Origin of the sequence: Fluviibacterium sp. S390, assembly GCF_049800695.1 — a bacterium.
In the GTDB taxonomy this organism is placed as follows: domain Bacteria; phylum Pseudomonadota; class Alphaproteobacteria; order Rhodobacterales; family Rhodobacteraceae; genus Meridianimarinicoccus.
This window is the reverse complement of record NZ_JBNAFN010000019.1, coordinates 1-16,021: the sequence shown is the minus strand read 5'-3', so window position 1 is coordinate 16,021 and position 16,021 is coordinate 1. Positions and strand designations below refer to the sequence as shown.

Below are 16,021 nucleotides of genomic sequence, written 5' to 3'. Positions count from 1 at the left end.
GATGCAGAAATTTGTACTGGCTTCCGGTTCGGCGACGCGCCAGGCGATGCTGGCCGCGGCGGGACTGGACTTCGAGGTTGAAAAGCCCCGGCTGGACGAAGGTGCGATCCGCGCGTCAATGGAAGCCGAGGGCGCCCCCCCCCGAGATATCGCCGATCTTCTGGCGGAAATGAAGGCGCGCAAGATCAGTGACAAACGACCCGGCGCGCTGGTGCTGGGCAGCGATCAGGTGCTGGATTTCGACGGTCGCGTCCTTGGAAAGCCGAACGACCGCAAGACTGCGGCCGAACAACTCCTCCAGCTGCGCGGCAAGACCCATCGGTTGCTGTCGGCGGCAGTGCTGGTGCGCGACAATCAGCCGATCTGGCGACACATCGGCATGGTTCGGCTGACCATGCGCGACTTCTCGGACGATTACCTTGCGGGCTATCTGGATCGGAACTGGCCGGGGCTGGGTGATTCGGTCGGTGGCTACAAGCTGGAAGAAGAAGGCGTGCGCTTGTTTTCCCGGATCCAGGGCGATTATTTCAACGTTCTGGGGCTGCCGCTGCTGGAGCTTCTGAACACCCTGACCCTGCGAGGAGATATCGAAGGATGAGTGCGGACCCTATCCCCCTGGCGGGTGTCATCGGCTGGCCGATCGGGCATTCCAAGTCGCCGCGCGTGCATGGCTACTGGCTGAATTTCCTCGGCATCAGCGGGCACTACGTGCCGATGGGCGTGGCGCCAGAGGATCTGGAAACCGTACTGCGCACATTGCCCAAAGCGGGTTTCGTCGGCTGCAATGTCACCCTGCCGCACAAGGAAGCGGCGCTGGCGCTGGCCGATGAAGTCAGCGACCGGGCGGCGCGGGTGGGCGCGGCCAACACGCTGGTGTTCAAGGATGGCAAGATCCATGCCGACAATACCGATGGCTACGGGTTCATCGCCAATTTGAAGCAGAATGCGCCCGACTGGCGGCCCGAAGCCGGCCCAGCGGCAGTTTTTGGTGCTGGCGGCGCGGCGCGCGGGGTTATTGACGGGCTGCTGACCGCAGGGGTGCCCGAGATCCGGTTGACCAATCGCACACGCGCACGGGCCGAGGTGCTGGCCCAACATTTCGGGGACAAGGTCACCGTCATCCACTGGGAGCGGGCCGAAACCGCCGCCGCGGGCGCCAATACGCTGGTCAACACGACCTCGCTGGGGATGGAGGGACAACCCCCCTTCACCCTGTCTCTGGCCGGGGCCGCCAAGGGCGCTCTGGCGACCGATATCGTCTATGTGCCGTTGGACACACCGTTTTTGAAGGAGGCGCGCAAGCACGGGCTGCAAACTGTCGACGGGCTGGGGATGCTGTTGCATCAGGCGGTTCCGGGCTTCAACGCCTGGTTCGGGACCAACCCGTTGGTGGATGACGCCCTGCGGGACGTGGTTCTGGCACCGTGAGCGCGTTTCGGCTGGGGCTGACAGGATCGATCGGCATGGGCAAGTCGACGGCAGCGAAGATGTTCGCCGATGCCGGCTGTGACGTCTGGGACGCGGATGCGGCGGTGCATCGGCTGTATGCGCCCGGTGGCGCGGCGGTGGCCCCCCTGGCGGCCCTGCATCCCGAGGCGGTGGTGGATGGTGCGGTCTCGCGCCCGGCGCTGAAGGCGTGGATCGATGCCGACCCCACGGCGCTGGCCCGTATCGAAAAGGTCGTGCATCCGCTTGTGGCCGCCGACCGCGCAGCCTTTGCCGCACGCAGCAGCGCGCCGGTCACCGTCTACGACATTCCGCTGCTGTTCGAAAACGGCACCCAGGCGCAAATGGATGCAGTGGCCGTCGTCTCGGCCCCCGCATCGGTTCAGCGCGACCGCGTGCTGGCGCGCGGCACCATGACCGAGGCGCAGTTCGAGGCCATTCTGGCCAAACAGATGCCCGATGCGGACAAGCGCGCACGGGCGGACTACATTATTCGCTCCACCAGCCTTGCGCAGGCGCAGGAGGATGTGGACCGGATTTTACAGGAGATTGGGCACCGCCATGCGTGAGATCGTTCTGGACACCGAAACCACTGGCTTCGAGCCTTCGGAAGGCCATCGCCTGGTCGAAATCGGCTGTGTCGAACTGCTCAACCACATGCCGACCGGGCGGGTGTATCACCAATACATCAACCCCAAGCGTGACATGCCCAAAGATGCTTTCGAAGTGCATGGAATCAGTGAAGAATTCCTGGCCGACAAGCCGGTGTTCGAACGGGTCGGACAGGAATTTCTCGACTTCGTGCAGGAGGCCACGCTGGTCATCCACAACGCCTCGTTCGACATGAAATTCCTGAACGCCGAGCTGGGCTGGGCCGGGCTGCGCACCCTGCCCATGTCGCAGGCGCTGGACACGCTGGCCATCGCGCGCAAGAAGTTTCCGGGCTCGCCTGCCTCGCTGGATGCGCTGTGCCGCCGCTTCGGGATCGACAATTCGGCGCGCGAAAAGCACGGCGCACTGCTGGACAGCGAAATTCTGGCCGAGGTCTATCTGGAATTGATCGGGGGGCGTCAGCCGGGGTTCATGCTGGCGCAGAACCGGGGCGGTGCGGATCGGCGCGGCGGCGAAGACTGGCGTCCGCGTCCGCGCCCCAACCCCCTGCCCGCGCGCCTGTCCGGGGCCGAAGCCCAAGCGCATTCGGTGTTCATCGAAGCCCTTGGCGACGATGCGGTCTGGCGGCGGTACCTGCCCGCCGCCGAGACAAAGGACTAGATCAGGCCTGCGGCGTGGCCGGGGCGGCCTCGGCTTCGGCCTGGGCGCGGCGCGCCAGTTCCTGACGGTAGATCGCCACGAAATCGACGTTGTCCAGGTTCAGCGGCGGGAAGCCCCCGTCACGGGTCACGTCCGACACGATGCGGCGCACATAGGGAAACAGCATCCGCGGGCATTCGATCAGCAGGAAGGGGTGCAGCTGCTGCTCGGGCACGCCCTCGATGTGGAAAACGCCGCCGTATTCCAGCTCAAGCGCGAACAGAACCGACTGGTCGTCCTTGTTTTTCGAGGTGACGGTGAATTTGGTCAGCACTTCGTACTGGTTGTCCACCGGGCGCTTCTTGGCATCCAGGTTGACCTGCACCTGCACGTCCGGCTTCACGTCGCCGTTGATGCCTTTCTGGGCCACGATGTTTTCAAAGGACATGTCCCGGATGTACTGGGCCAGGACCTGCATCTTCACCGGGGTCTGCTGGGCAGCGCCATTGGGTGCGGGGGCGTCGTCGTTCATCGTTTTCTCCGAAGATAGATGTCATTTTGCCGTGGGCGTATCAGCTAGACCCCGGCGTCACAAGCCGTGCGCGGGCCTGGCGGGGTCAGTCCTGGGTCCACTTCGAAGGCCGGGTGCCCGGGCGCGGTTCGATTTCGTCGGGGTCGACCTCGTAGAACTCGCCGTCGATGACCCCGTTGCCCGGCCCGCCCCGCGACATGGGGCCGCTGTTCTGGGCCGGACCGGTGGAAAACGTGGTCACACGCATCCGGCTGCGCAGGTAGGTAAACACGCGTTCGCGCACCGCCGGCACCAGCAGGGCAAAGCCCACCGCATCGGTGAAAAACCCCGGCGTCAGCAGCAATATCCCGGACAGCAGGATCATCGCTCCATGTGCCAAAGGACCGGTGGGATCGTCCATCTGCTCGAAGGAACGCTGGATTTGTCCCAATGCGGACACACCCTGGCTGCGCACAAGGGCGGTGCCGGCGATGGCGGTGCCGACAACGATCGCCAGCGTGGGCCACAGACCCAGCCAGCCGCCGACCTGAATGAACAGGCCGATCTCGATCAGGGGGATGGCGATGAAGGCGAACAGTAGCCACATGTGAATTCTCGCGTTTTTGCGTCCGGCCAGTTGGTGGACTTGTGATATGCTGTCACCTACATAAGAAACTCATGCCCGTTCTGCTATCCCATTGCCCTGAGAGGTCTCCATGAGCTCGTCAATTATCCAACTCCTCGTGCTTGCCGGGATCGCCGTATTCCTGGTCCTGCGGCTCAAAGGCGTGTTGGGTACCCGTGAGGGTTTCGAAAAACCTCCCCTGACGTCTGCGGGCGCCAAGTCCGATGACAGGTCGCGGCCCGATCTGGAAGTGATCGAGGGGGGCCCGGATCACGACATCGTCGATCATGTGGATCCCGACAGCCCCGCCGCGCAAGCGCTGGCGGAAATGAAGCGGATCGACAGCAGCTTCCTGGTGGGCGAGTTCCTGCAGGGCGCACGCGGCGCCTATGAAATGATCCTGATGGCCTTTGAAAAAGGCGATCTGGCCGAGATCGACCCCTTCCTGGCCGAGGACGTGCGCGAAAGTTTCGCCGAGGTGATCGCCGCGCGAGAGGAACAGGGCCTGTCCATCGACGCCAATTTCGTCGGCCTGCGCGAGGTCAAGCTGGTGACCGCCGCCTTCGACCCGGCAACCTCGGAAGGCGAACTGACGGTACGTTTCGTGGGCGAGCTGACTTCGGTCGTGCGCAACCTGTCGGGCGAGATCGTCGAGGGCGATCCGAACGAGATCAAGCGCCAGCGCGATATCTGGACCTTCGCCCGCGTCATGGGCACCGACGATCCCAACTGGCAGCTTGTCGCCACCGGCGAATAATCCCGTACCGGTTGGGAGCGTTCTGCCATGGCCCGCCGTCGCCGTCGTTCCTCGCTGTCTGACGAAGATCGCGAACTCTGGTCTCAGGTGGCGCAAAGCGTTGCGCCCCTGAAACCCGAAAAGGCCAATCTGGGCGATCTTCTGGGCTCGGCCTCGCCGATGCCCGACCCCCGCGCCAAGGACGTGTCGGCCCCGGCGCCCAAGGCCAGCTTCACCCCAAATCTTCCCACCTTCCGCATCGGCAGCCGCGCCCCGGCGCCGAACCCGGTGCATCACGCGGCCGCGCCGGGCATCGCCGAGCATCTCAAGCAGATGCCCAGCCGCGTGGACGCCCGCACCATGGGCAAGATCCGGCGCGGCAAGCTGCGCCCCGAAGGTCGGCTGGACCTGCACGGGATGACACTGGCGCAGGCACACCCTGCCCTTTTGCGTTTCATTGCAGACAGTTATCACAAGCATCGCCGCCTTGTCCTGATCATCACCGGCAAGGGCAAGGATCGCGACGAAGGCTATGCCATGCCGGTGCCGCGCGGCGTGCTGCGCCATCAGGTGCCGCATTGGCTGCATGGGCAGAACCTGTCGGCGATGGTGCTTCAGGTGATCCCCGCGCATCTGCGTCACGGCGGCGACGGCGCCTACTACGTCTATCTCAAGCGGCAGCGCTGATTGCCACGCGCCCCTTGGCACCGGGCCGCAGGCACCATACATCGCCTGCAACGAAAGGACGGACCATGACCACCCTGACCCCGCGCGAGATCGTTTCCGAGCTTGACCGTTTCATCATCGGCCAGGCCGATGCCAAGCGCGCCGTCGCCGTTGCCCTGCGCAACCGCTGGCGCCGCAAGCAACTGCCCGATGACCTGCGCGACGAGGTCTATCCCAAGAACATCCTGATGATCGGCCCGACCGGCGTCGGCAAGACCGAGATCTCGCGGCGGCTGGCGAAACTGGCCAAGGCACCGTTCCTGAAGGTCGAGGCCACCAAGTTCACCGAAGTGGGCTATGTGGGCCGCGATGTGGAGCAGATCATCCGCGATCTGGTGGATGCGGCCATCATCCAGACTCGCGAACAGATGCGCGAGGATGTGAAAGCCAAGGCGCAACAGGCCGCCGAGGATCGGGTCATCGAGGCCATCGCGGGCAAAGATGCCCGCGAGGGAACCCGCGAAAAGTTCCGTGAAAAACTGCACCGGGGCGATCTGGACGGTCACGAGATCGAACTGGAGGTCACCGACACCTCAAGCCCCTTCCCGACCATGGAAATTCCCGGTCAGCCGGGCATGGGCGGCGCGGGAATGATGAACATCGGGGATATTTTCGGCAAGGCCTTTGGCGGGCGCACCGTGAAACGCAAACTGACCGTGGGCGACAGCTACGAGGTTCTGATCTCGGAAGAGGCCGACAAGCTGCTGGATGACGAGGTGGTCACCAAGGCCGCGCTGGAATCGGTGCAGGAAAACGGCATCGTCTTCCTGGACGAGATCGACAAGGTCTGCGCCCGGCAGGACGTGCGCGGCGGCGACGTCAGCCGCGAAGGCGTGCAGCGCGATCTGCTGCCCCTGATCGAAGGCACCACCGTGTCCACCAAGCACGGCACCGTGAAAACCGATCACATTCTGTTCATCGCCTCGGGCGCCTTCCACATCGCCAAACCCTCGGACCTTCTGCCCGAACTTCAGGGCCGTCTGCCGATCCGGGTCGAGCTGCGGGCGCTGACCGAAGGCGATTTCGTGCGCATCCTGACCGAAACCGACAACGCCCTGACCCTGCAATACCGGGCGCTGATGGCCACCGAGGAAGTCGTCGTCGAGTTTACCGAAGACGGCATCGCCGCGCTGGCGCGCATTGCCGCCGAGGTCAATCAAAGTGTTGAAAACATTGGCGCACGGCGGCTCTACACCATTCTGGAACGGGTGTTCGAAGACCTCAGCTTCACCGCGCCGGACCGCTCCGGTGATCAGGTCGAGATCAACGCCGCCTTCGTCGAGAGGCATTTGGGGGATCTGGCAAGATCCGCCGATCTCAGCCGCTACGTGTTGTAGCTGGGCGGGTCTTTGCAGGGCTGGTCAGACCGGATAGTCTGACCGCACGCCTGCCCCCAAGCCCGAGCCCCCGTCCATGCAAATGCCCGACCCCCGCTTTCTGCGGTCCAATGCCCCTTGGCTCAGCGCCGGGTTCCTGATCGCGTTCGGGTCGGGCTATGGTCAGACTTTCTTCATCTCGGTCTTCGCGGCGGAATTGCAGGCCGAATTCGGGCTCAGCCACGCCGGTTGGGGCGCGCTTTACAGTGCGGGCACGCTGTTGTCGGCGCTGGCGATGATCTGGGCCGGGGGCTGGGCCGACCGGATGCGGGTGCGCAGCCTTGGCGCGCTGATCGTGCTGGGCATGGCGGCGTCCTGTCTGGGGATGGCGACTGTGGCCTCCCCGGCGATGCTGGTGATCGTCATCCTGGGGCTGCGGTTCTTCGGTCAGGGCATGTCCACCAACCTGGCCAGTATCGCCATGGCGCGGTGGTTCGCCTCGAACCGGGGCAAGGCGCTGGCCTTTGCCACGCTGGGGGTTGCTGCGGCGGAAGCCCTGTTGCCGGTGGGGTTCGTGGCGCTGAAGCCGGTGCTGTCGTGGCGCATGCTCTGGGTGCTGGCCGCCGGGCTGGCCCTGCTGGCGATCCCGCTGCTGTTTTTCCTGCTGCGGCGCGAGCGCACCCCGCAAAGCCTGTCGGATGCCACCCATACGCCGGGCATGGCCGGACGGGACTGGACCCGCGCGCAGGCCCTGCGTCATCCGCTGTTCTGGTGCGCCCTGCCCAGCATCATGAGCCCGGCGATTTTCATGACCGCTTTCTACTTCCACCAGGTGCATGTGGCGCAGGCCAAGGGGTTGGCCCATGCGCAACTGGTGACGCTGTTTCCACTGGCCACGCTGGTATCGGTCAGCGCGGTCATCGGGTCGGGTATCCTGATCGACCGGCTGGGCGCGCGTCGTCTGATGACGCTGTTTCAACTGCCGATGGCGGCCGGGTTCGCGGTGCTGGGCGTCAGCTCGGGGCTGGGTATGACGGCGGTGGGCTTGATGTTGCTGTCCGCAACGATAGGCGGCTTCATGACGGTTTCAAGCGCCTTCTGGGCCGAGTTCTACGGCACGCGCCACATGGGGTCGATCCGCGCCGGGGCAGCCTCGGCGCTGGTGTTGGGCACGGCCATTGGCCCGGTGGTCACCGGCGCGCTGATCGATGCCGGTGTTCCGATGGTTCGACAGATGCCGTTGTATTCGCTGATCTTTCTGGCGAACACGGCACTTCTTGCGATGGGATTCGCCGCCAGTGCCCGACGCGGTGAAACGCCGGTGCGGGTCTAGCCGATGGTTTCGACCGTCAGCTTGCCATTGGTGAACACGCAGATATCGGCGGCGATGGCCATGGCCTTGCGGGCGACCTCTTCGGCGTCCAGATCGGATTCCATCAACCCGCGTGCCGCTGCCAGGGCATAGTTCCCGCCCGAGCCGATGGCGGTCACGTCATGTTCCGGCTCCAGCACGTCGCCCGCCCCGGTGATGACCAGCAGTTCGCGGCCGTCAGTGACGATCAGCATCGCTTCCAGCTTTTGCAGGTACTTGTCGGTGCGCCAGTCCTTGGCCAGCTCGACACTGGCGCGGGCCAGTTGGCCGGGGGTGGCTTCCAGCTTGGTCTCAAGGCGTTCCAGCAGGGTGAAGGCGTCGGCGGTCGAGCCTGCAAAGCCCGCCACCACGTCGAAGCCGCCGGGGCTGAGCCGACGGACCTTGCGCGCCGTACCCTTGATGACCGTGTTGCCCAGGGATACCTGCCCGTCGCCGGCGATCACCACCTTGCCGCCCTTGCGGACGCCGATGATGGTGGTTCCGTGCCAGCCGGGGAATTCGTTGTCGCTCATGCCGTCTCCGAAGTTGCTGCTGCGGTATATGGCGATGCTGCGGCGCAGGAACAAGGCGCAAGCGGGCTCAGAACAGCCCGGCTTCCTTGGCAATCATCGCCGCATGGGTGCGATTGCGCGCCTCCAGCTTGTTGGTCAGCGTCTTGACGTGCAGCTTGATGGTGACCTCCTGCAGGTCCAGCTCGCGTGCGATTTCCTTGTTCGACATGCCCCGGCAAAGGCCGCCCAGCACCTGCATCTCGCGTTCGCTCAGCTTCTTGGCGACAGGGTTTTCCTCGACCTCTTCCTCGGCGGTCATGAAGGCGACGGGCACATAGGTTTCGCCGGCTGCCATGAAGCGGATGGCGTTGACCAGCGACTTGGCGGGCAGGGTCTTGGGCAGAAAGCCCACAGCGCCGGCATCCAGCGCCTCTTGCGCGACGGATTTCGGTGCGGTGCCGGACATGATCGCCACCGGCTTGCCGTCGTTCATTTCCATGGCGCGGCGCAGCCCCTCAAGGCCGTTCATGCCGGGCATGGTATAGTCCAGCAGCACCAGGTCGAAACTGCCGTTCGCCTTGATCCGGTCGCAGGCCAGGTCCAGGTTTTCGACGGTCTCGACCTCGATCCCGCCCTGGCCGGTCAGAAAGGCCGCCAGGGTTTCGCGCACCAGATCATGATCGTCGGCAATGAGAACTTCCAATATCCATGCTCCATGTCACCCGAGGGGCCGGGATCTTGTCCTGACATTCCGGCAATTGGACGGGTTCTGCAAACAATTTCAAGTTGCCCGGGGCAGGGCGGCACTGCATCGGGGCGAAACCGGGCATCGAAGCCACGCCCCGGCACGGGATCAATCCGGGTTGGCTGCGGTCTGGATCTCGGCAAACTGCGCCCGAGTGCGCGCCCAGATCGGGCCAATTTCGGGCAGGCGGTCGTGCATCCGGCCAGTTTTTCCCGATTTGCCCAGACGTTCCATCTCGGCCAGCCAGCCGTGCAGGTCGCGCGCACCGAACACCGCCGCCGATCCCGCCAGATGGTGCAGGGTGGCCAGTACGCTGCGATCGTCGCGGGCGGTCTCCTGTGTGGTGGTCAGGCAGTCGACAGTCTTGTCGGCTTCGGCCAGGAAGGCGTCGATCAGCTTGCCCAGACGCTCGGCACCGACCTCCTGCGCCATGGTATCCAGCCGGGACTGATCCACCGGCGTGTCGGCCTCGGGCGCGGATTTCTCGGGCATGTCGGGGCTGGCCGGGGTGCCGCGTGCAAGGTTCAGCGCGATTTGCAGCGACTCGCGTGAGATCGGCTTGGTCAGGCTGTGATCCATGCCTGCGGCCTTGAAGCGCGAGATTTCCTCCAGCATCGCATGGGCGGTCAGGGCCACGATCGGCACGCCAGACGAGGCGCCATCGCGGGAGCGGATCAGCCGCGTCGCCTCGATCCCGTCCATATGCGGCATCGAGATGTCCATCAGTATCAGGTCGAACTTGTGGTCGCGTGCGGCGTCGGCACCTTCCAGCCCATCCATGGCCTCGGTCACCGTATGGCCGGCGGTTTCCAGCATCTCGCGCACCACCAGGCGGTTGATCTCGTTGTCTTCAACCACCAGCACCCGCAACGGTGCGTGGTCCGGTTGCGCCGGGGTTGTAACCTCGGGCAGCAGCGGCACCACCGGGGCGGGAATGTCCTCGTCGGCGGTGGCGTCGGCCGGGGCCGGGGGCATCGGGATGCGGATCCAGAACAGGCTGCCTTCGCCGGGTTCGCTTTCGACCCCGATGTCGCCGTTCATGGCACGGGCCATGCGCCGCGCGATGGCCAGACCCAGTCCGGTGCCGGTGTTCTTCCGATCATAGGTGGCATCAAGGGTGACGAAATCACTGAACACGCGCTCGATATCCTCGGGCGCAATGCCTATGCCGGTGTCCGTCACGCTGATTTCCACCATGTCGTCATAGCCCAGCCGATCCACCGAGATGTGGATCACGCCATTGCGGGTGAATTTCACCGCGTTGCCCACAAGGTTCAGCAGGATCTGGCGCAGGCGCACCGGGTCGCTCAGCACCAGGGACTTGTCCGCCGGTGGCAACGAGACCTCGATGGCATTGCCCCCGGCCTCGGCCACGGTCTGCTGGCCTTCGACCACCTCGCGCACCAGATCCGACAGGTCCACCACGCGCTGCTCGATCCCCATTTTCCCCGACTCCAGCCGCGCCACGTCCAGCACGTCGTTGACGTGATGCAGCAACAGCTGGCCCGAGCGGTTGGCCACCGACAGGTATTTCTGCTGCCGCGCCGACAGATCGGTTTCACCCAGCAGTTCCAGCGTGCCCAGCATGCCGTTCAACGGCGTGCGCATTTCGTGGCTCATCACGGCCAGCAGTTCGGCCTTGGCGCGTTCGCCCGCCATGGCGGTATCGCGCGCCTGCCGCAGCGCCTGTTCGGTGGCGACCCGGCTGGTGATGTCGCGCAGGAAGGCCACGAAGATCTCGGCACCGTCCTGTTGGCGGGTGGACGAAAGTGAAAGCTCCACCGGGAAGGTGCTGCCATTCTTGCGCCGCGCTTCCAGCTTGACGCGGCCCTGGCCGATGACACGGCGCTCGCCGGTGCTCAGATAACGCCGGAAGCCCTCGATATGGGCCGTGCGCAGGTGCGGGGGCACCAGGATATCCTCGATGGTGCGGCCCAGAACCTCGTCGCGGGTGTAGCCGAAGATGTCTTCCGCACCGCCGTTGAATTCATGGATGACGCCGCTGTGGTCCGACACAACCACCGCATCCAGCGCCGTGGTCACCACCGCCGACATGCGGTCGGCCGACAGGCGGGCGTCTTCCGCATGACTGCGCAGCACCCGCGAGAACCGCCACAGCACGAAAATCATCAGCGTCAGGATGAAGACAAGGATCAGGGTGATCGCCGCCACCCGGTTCAGGGTTTCGGCGATGCCCTCGCGGCGTTCGTCCGACCGTTCGGCAAAGAACGAAATGCCATGCAGCCCCAGCATCCGCACGTCGTCGTGGATGGCGTCGAACCGGGCGATCAGCGTGTCCAGATTGTCCAGCAGCATCTGGTCTGGCCCGTCGATATAGGACAGGGCATCGGTGATGGTGGTCCATGTCTCGGCCAGAGCGGGCTGGAAATCATCCTGTTCGCGCACCTCGCGGAACAGGTCGCTGCTGCGCAGGGTGTCGATGCGGCTGTAAAGGATATCGAAATGCTGGCGCAGTTGGGGCAGGGCCTCTGCGCCAACAACGCCGACATCGCGCAGGGCCTGGTCGAAGATCAGGTATTCGACCTCGACCTGCGACAGCGACCACTGCACGTTGTCGGACCGCGCCTTGGCAAGGCTTTCCACCTTGGCCGCGAAATCGCTGGCGACGAACCAGACCACGCCGGCCAGCGTGGCGATCGCCGCCACGAAGGTGGCATAGTGCAAAAGGGTGGTGCGCGGCCTTGGCCCGGTCTGGGCGTCGGCAGGCGCGCCGGCAGGATCCTCCGAAAACACCCGCGACACCGTCAGGGCAGAACCTGGATATGTCCAAGCTGCCAGACGCTGCGGGAATAGATCACCTCGGACTGAAACGAATCGTCCTGATCATAGGGATAGACGATCCACAGCGGACCCTTGTCGCGCACCGACATGGGTTCGCCGTTCAGCAGATCGGCGACGATCGGATAGTCGCCCAACTCATCCATCGGGATTTCCATGCTGTAGTCGTTGATGGCCATGGCCAGGATATGGCTTCCCTGCGCGCCCACGTGGGCCAGAACCTCCCGCAAGGGGACGCCGCTGAAGGTCGTCGCTTCGTCGGTCCAGATGGTTTCGGTGGTGAACTCGACGCGCGGCAGCCCGGCCAGCATGGCCCGGTCGAAACGCGCCACGTCACCGTCATTGGTGTGCAGGATGGTGCCGCTGATGGTCAGGATCACCGGATCCGAGGGCGCCGGCAACGTTCCGTTGGCAGCGCTTCCCGTGGCGAGACAAAGGGCCAGGAGGACGGCAGATGCGCGGATTGGCACGGTCATTGCAATCTCCAACGGACGGTGGGCAGGAACGAAATTCTGTTAACTTACATATCGCGTGCACATTAGAATCGTGAACAAGTCTTTTGCATAGCCCCCTATCCATAAGCATAGCCGGACTTGAAAATTGCGCGATAATCCGCACACCACCGCGCTGCGCTGTGCGGAAATCCGCACACATGAGGGGCCCTATCCCAAGGTTTCCGTCCTTATCTTACTGAAATTCATGCGCTTTTCCGAATTTCGGGCGTCCTCGCATGATTTGTTGCCGGACTCTTTTTAATGGTGATGATGATTTGGGGGCGCGCATTTTTGTGTGGTCCTGTTTTCAGCGACTGATCGGGAGGATGATCGATGAAATTTGTGACTGCAGCGGCGACAGCCATGGGTCTTGTGCTGGCGGCGGGGTCTGCGATGGCGGCCTGCGATGATGGCGAGATTGTCATCAAGTTCAGCCATGTGACCAACACCGACAAGCATCCCAAGGGGATTGCCGCCTCGTTGCTGCAAGAGCGCGTGAACGACGAGATGAACGGGACCGCCTGCATGGAGGTCTATCCGAACTCGACGCTTTACAACGATGACCAGGTTCTCGAGGCGATGCTGCAGGGCGACGTGCAGATGGCCGCGCCCTCGCTGTCGAAATTCGAGAAGTTCACCAAGAAGTTCCGCATCTTCGACCTGCCGTTCATGTTCAAGAACATGGAGGCTGTCGAGGCGTTCCAGTCGTCGGACACCGGCCAGGACATGCTGAGTTCGATGCAGCGCCGCGGCCTTCAGGGGCTGGGCTTCTGGCACAATGGTCTCAAGCAGTTCTCGGCCAACAAGCCGCTGATCCTGCCCACCGATGCGGCCGGTCTGAAGTTCCGGGTGCAGCCGTCGGACGTGCTGGTGGCACAGATGGAAGCGCTGGACGCCAGCCCGCAGCCGATGGCCTTTTCCGAGGTTTACGGCGCCCTGCAGACCGGCGTTGTGGATGGCCAGGAGAACACCTGGTCGAACATCTACGGCCAGAAGTTCTTTGAAGTTCAGGACGGCATCACCGAAACCAACCACGGCCTGCTGGACTATATGGTCGTGACCTCGGTCGACTGGTGGGACGGGCTGCCCGAAGACGTGCGCACCCAGCTGCAGACCATCGTCGAGGAAGTCACCGCGACCCGCAACGCGGCCATCGCGCAGGTGGATGCCGACAACCGCCAGGCGGTTCTGGACGCCGGCGGCGTGATCCGCGAACTGACGCCCGAGCAGCGTGCGGCCTGGGTCGAGGCGATGAAGCCGGTGTGGATCCAGTTCGAAGGCGACGTGGGGGCCGATGCGATCGACGCGGCCCAGCAGATCAACGCCTCGATGTAATCGCGATCACCAGACAGACAGGCCGTCCGGCGCGACCGGGCGGCCTTTTCCTGAGGGGAGGGAGCAGCCGATGAGCGCGCATTCCAGACATCAACCGCAGACCGCGTTGGGGCGGGTCGTCGCCCGCACCGAAGAAGTCGTCATCGCCGCCATTCTGGGCATCATGGTGCTGCTGACCTTCATCAACGTGGTGCTGCGCTATGTATTCAACGAAAGCCTGATCTGGGGCCTTGAGGTGGTGCTGGTGCTGTTCGCCTGGCTGGTGCTGTTCGGCATCTCGCATGCGTTCCGGATCACCGCCCACCTGGGCGTGGACGCGGTGATCAACCTGCTGACGGCGCCGAAACAGCGCGTCCTGGCGATCATCGCGGCGCTGTGCTGCTGCCTGTACGCGATCCTGCTGATGAAGGGGGCCTGGGATTACTACGCGCCCTTCGCCGGGATGGACGCGACCACCGGGCGCTGGTTCCCGACCGGTCTGGCCGATAGCCGCGACCAGGCCTGGTACGAGACCGACCAGATCCCGATGGTGGACTGGCTGCGCTGGCTGGAGCCGATCTTCAACGAAGGCGAAGCCTACGAGAAGCTGCCGCGGATGGTGCCCTATCTGATCCTGCCCGTGGGCTGCCTGCTGCTGCTGGTGCGGGTGGTCGAAGTGACCATCGGCATCATCAAAGGCACCCATGAGAGCCTGATCGTGAGCCACGAGGTCGAGGACCAGGTCGACGACCTCAGCGCCACCCACCACGACACGCCCTTCGGCAAGGACACCTGACCCATGGAAATCGTACTTCTGTTCTTGATGGTCATCGGCCTGCTGCTGATCGGCGTGCCGATCGCGGTGGGGCTGGGCCTCAGCTCGATCATCTTCCTGCTGCTCAATTCCGACAGCTCGCTGGCCTCGGTGGCGCAATCGCTCTACCAGGCGATGGCCGGGCACTACACGCTGCTGGCGATCCCGTTCTTCATCCTGGCCTCAAGCTTCATGTCCACCGGCGGGGTGGCGCGGCGGATCATCCGCTTTGCCATCGCCTGCGTCGGCCACCTGCCGGGCGGGCTGGCGATCGCCGGGGTGTTTGCCTGCATGATCTTCGCCGCACTCTCGGGATCGTCCCCGGCGACGGTTGTGGCGATCGGTTCCATCGTCATCGCGGCGATGCAGAAGGTGGGCTATTCCAAGGACTTCGCCGCCGGGGTCATCTGTAACGCCGGCACCCTGGGCATCCTGATCCCGCCGTCCATCGTGATGGTGGTCTATGCCTCGGCCACGGATGTCTCGGTCGGGCGGATGTTCCTGGCCGGGGTCATTCCGGGCCTGATGGCCGGCTTGATGCTGATGATCACCATCTATGTCATCGCCAAGGTCAAGAACCTGCCCAAGGGCGACTGGCTGGGCTGGAGCGAGGTCGGCGACTCCTTCCGCGACGCCTTCTGGGGGCTGATGCTGATCGCCATCATCATGATCGGCATCTACGGCATTCCCGGCCTGACCGGCGCCATCTTCACCCCCACCGAAGCGGCCGCCGTGGCCTCGGTCTATGCCTTCCTGGTGGCCTGTTTCGTCTATCGCGACATGGGTCCGCTGGCCACCAAGGACGGGGCGCGCAACATCTCGCTGCTGCGCAAGCCGCAGGCGCTGATCACGGCGTTCTTCCACCGCGACACGATCAACACGCTCTATGATGCGGGCAAGCTGACCATCACGCTGATGTTCATCATCGCCAACGCGCTGATCCTGAAGCACGTGCTGACCGACGAACAGGTGCCCCAGCACATCGCCGAGGCGATGCTGGGCGCGGGCCTGGGCCCGATCACCTTCCTGATCGTGGTCAACGTGATCCTGCTGATCGGCGGCCAGTTCATGGAGCCCTCGGGCCTGCTGGTCATCGTCGCGCCGCTGGTCTTCCCGATCGCCATCCAGCTGGGCATCGATCCGATCCACCTGGGCATCATCATGGTGGTCAACATGGAGATCGGCATGATCACCCCGCCGGTGGGCCTGAACCTCTTCGTGACCTCCGGCGTCGCCGGAATGCCGATGATGGCCGTCGTCCGAGCCGCCCTGCCGTTCCTGGCCGTGCTCTTCGTCTTCCTCATCATGGTCACCTACATCCCGGCCCTCTCGACCTTCCTCCCAACAGCGCTCATGGGACCGGAAATCATCACGAATTAGG

Annotated in this window: 17 protein-coding genes; 11 read left to right on the top strand and 6 right to left on the bottom strand. The window is 64.2% G+C overall.

The window, feature by feature from the left end:
- The first annotated feature begins 1 nt into the window (after window position 1).
- The 4 genes from ACP15K_RS14775 to dnaQ are packed head-to-tail and all read left to right on the top strand — an operon-like array spanning window position 2 to window position 2,718.
- A complete protein-coding gene (locus ACP15K_RS14775) occupies window positions 2-598 on the top strand; it encodes a Maf family protein (protein ID WP_193143054.1) in 597 nt (198 codons plus the stop codon).
- The gene (locus ACP15K_RS14770; protein ID WP_424990849.1) at window positions 595-1,428 is read left to right on the top strand and encodes a shikimate dehydrogenase; all 834 of its coding nucleotides are present in this window, start codon (window positions 595-597) and stop codon (window positions 1,426-1,428) included. Before ACP15K_RS14775 ends, ACP15K_RS14770 begins: the two co-directional genes overlap by 4 nt.
- Window positions 1,425-2,015 (top strand): dephospho-CoA kinase, encoded by a 591-nt coding sequence (gene coaE / locus ACP15K_RS14765; RefSeq protein ID WP_424990848.1) that lies wholly within the window; start codon window positions 1,425-1,427, stop codon window positions 2,013-2,015. The genes ACP15K_RS14770 and coaE overlap by 4 nt, the downstream gene beginning before the upstream one ends.
- The gene (gene dnaQ / locus ACP15K_RS14760) at window positions 2,008-2,718 is read left to right on the top strand and encodes a DNA polymerase III subunit epsilon (RefSeq protein ID WP_193143051.1); all 711 of its coding nucleotides are present in this window, start codon (window positions 2,008-2,010) and stop codon (window positions 2,716-2,718) included. The genes coaE and dnaQ overlap by 8 nt, the downstream gene beginning before the upstream one ends.
- Window position 2,719: 1 nt before the next feature.
- On the opposite strand, the gene secB is transcribed toward dnaQ, so the two are convergent.
- Both secB and ACP15K_RS14750 read right to left on the bottom strand, forming a co-directional pair.
- A complete protein-coding gene (secB, locus tag ACP15K_RS14755; protein ID WP_193143050.1) occupies window positions 2,720-3,229 on the bottom strand; it encodes a protein-export chaperone SecB in 510 nt (169 codons plus the stop codon).
- Window positions 3,230-3,314: 85 nt separating this feature from the next.
- Window positions 3,315-3,815, bottom strand: coding sequence for an FxsA family protein (locus ACP15K_RS14750; protein WP_193143049.1), 501 nt, complete (start codon window positions 3,813-3,815; stop codon window positions 3,315-3,317).
- A gap of 109 nt (window positions 3,816-3,924) precedes the next feature.
- Here ACP15K_RS14750 and ACP15K_RS14745 point away from each other — a divergent pair, with 109 nt between their 5' ends.
- The 4 genes from ACP15K_RS14745 (at window position 3,925) to ACP15K_RS14730 (ending at window position 7,944) form a co-directional block, all read left to right on the top strand.
- Complete coding sequence (locus ACP15K_RS14745) at window positions 3,925-4,590, top strand: Tim44/TimA family putative adaptor protein (protein ID WP_193143048.1); 666 nt, start codon at window positions 3,925-3,927, stop codon at window positions 4,588-4,590.
- Between the two features lie 27 nt (window positions 4,591-4,617).
- A complete protein-coding gene (locus tag ACP15K_RS14740) occupies window positions 4,618-5,256 on the top strand; it encodes a Smr/MutS family protein (protein WP_193143047.1) in 639 nt (212 codons plus the stop codon).
- Between the two features lie 65 nt (window positions 5,257-5,321).
- Entirely contained in the window at window positions 5,322-6,632 is a 1,311-nt protein-coding gene (hslU, locus tag ACP15K_RS14735; RefSeq protein ID WP_424990847.1) for an ATP-dependent protease ATPase subunit HslU, read from the top strand.
- Window positions 6,633-6,708: 76 nt separating this feature from the next.
- The gene (locus ACP15K_RS14730; RefSeq protein WP_424990846.1) at window positions 6,709-7,944 is read left to right on the top strand and encodes an MFS transporter; all 1,236 of its coding nucleotides are present in this window, start codon (window positions 6,709-6,711) and stop codon (window positions 7,942-7,944) included.
- Here ACP15K_RS14730 and hslV read toward each other — a convergent pair.
- The 4 genes from hslV to ACP15K_RS14710 all read right to left on the bottom strand — a co-directional run bounded on the left by hslV (window position 7,941) and on the right by ACP15K_RS14710 (window position 12,419).
- Window positions 7,941-8,495: an ATP-dependent protease subunit HslV gene (gene hslV / locus ACP15K_RS14725; RefSeq protein ID WP_193143045.1), complete on the bottom strand. Its 555-nt coding sequence runs from the start codon at window positions 8,493-8,495 to the stop codon at window positions 7,941-7,943. The genes ACP15K_RS14730 and hslV overlap by 4 nt on opposite strands.
- Window positions 8,496-8,562: 67 nt before the next feature.
- Entirely contained in the window at window positions 8,563-9,177 is a 615-nt protein-coding gene (locus ACP15K_RS14720; protein ID WP_193143044.1) for a response regulator transcription factor, read from the bottom strand.
- 150 nt (window positions 9,178-9,327) lie between these two features.
- Window positions 9,328-11,982: an ATP-binding protein gene (locus ACP15K_RS14715; protein ID WP_424990845.1), complete on the bottom strand. Its 2,655-nt coding sequence runs from the start codon at window positions 11,980-11,982 to the stop codon at window positions 9,328-9,330.
- Between the two features lie 2 nt (window positions 11,983-11,984).
- Window positions 11,985-12,419 (bottom strand): molybdopterin-dependent oxidoreductase, encoded by a 435-nt coding sequence (locus ACP15K_RS14710; protein WP_424990844.1) that lies wholly within the window; start codon window positions 12,417-12,419, stop codon window positions 11,985-11,987.
- A gap of 426 nt (window positions 12,420-12,845) precedes the next feature.
- Here ACP15K_RS14710 and ACP15K_RS14705 point away from each other — a divergent pair, with 426 nt between their 5' ends.
- The 3 genes from ACP15K_RS14705 to ACP15K_RS14695 all read left to right on the top strand — a co-directional run bounded on the left by ACP15K_RS14705 (window position 12,846) and on the right by ACP15K_RS14695 (window position 16,020).
- Complete coding sequence (locus ACP15K_RS14705; protein WP_193143525.1) at window positions 12,846-13,847, top strand: TRAP transporter substrate-binding protein; 1,002 nt, start codon at window positions 12,846-12,848, stop codon at window positions 13,845-13,847.
- 70 nt (window positions 13,848-13,917) lie between these two features.
- A complete protein-coding gene (locus ACP15K_RS14700) occupies window positions 13,918-14,622 on the top strand; it encodes a TRAP transporter small permease (protein WP_193143527.1) in 705 nt (234 codons plus the stop codon).
- A 3-nt stretch (window positions 14,623-14,625) separates the two neighbouring features.
- Window positions 14,626-16,020 carry a TRAP transporter large permease gene (locus ACP15K_RS14695; protein ID WP_193143530.1) on the top strand — a complete coding sequence of 465 codons (1,395 nt, stop codon included), beginning with the start codon at window positions 14,626-14,628 and terminating at the stop codon, window positions 16,018-16,020.
- Window position 16,021 lies beyond the last annotated feature (1 nt).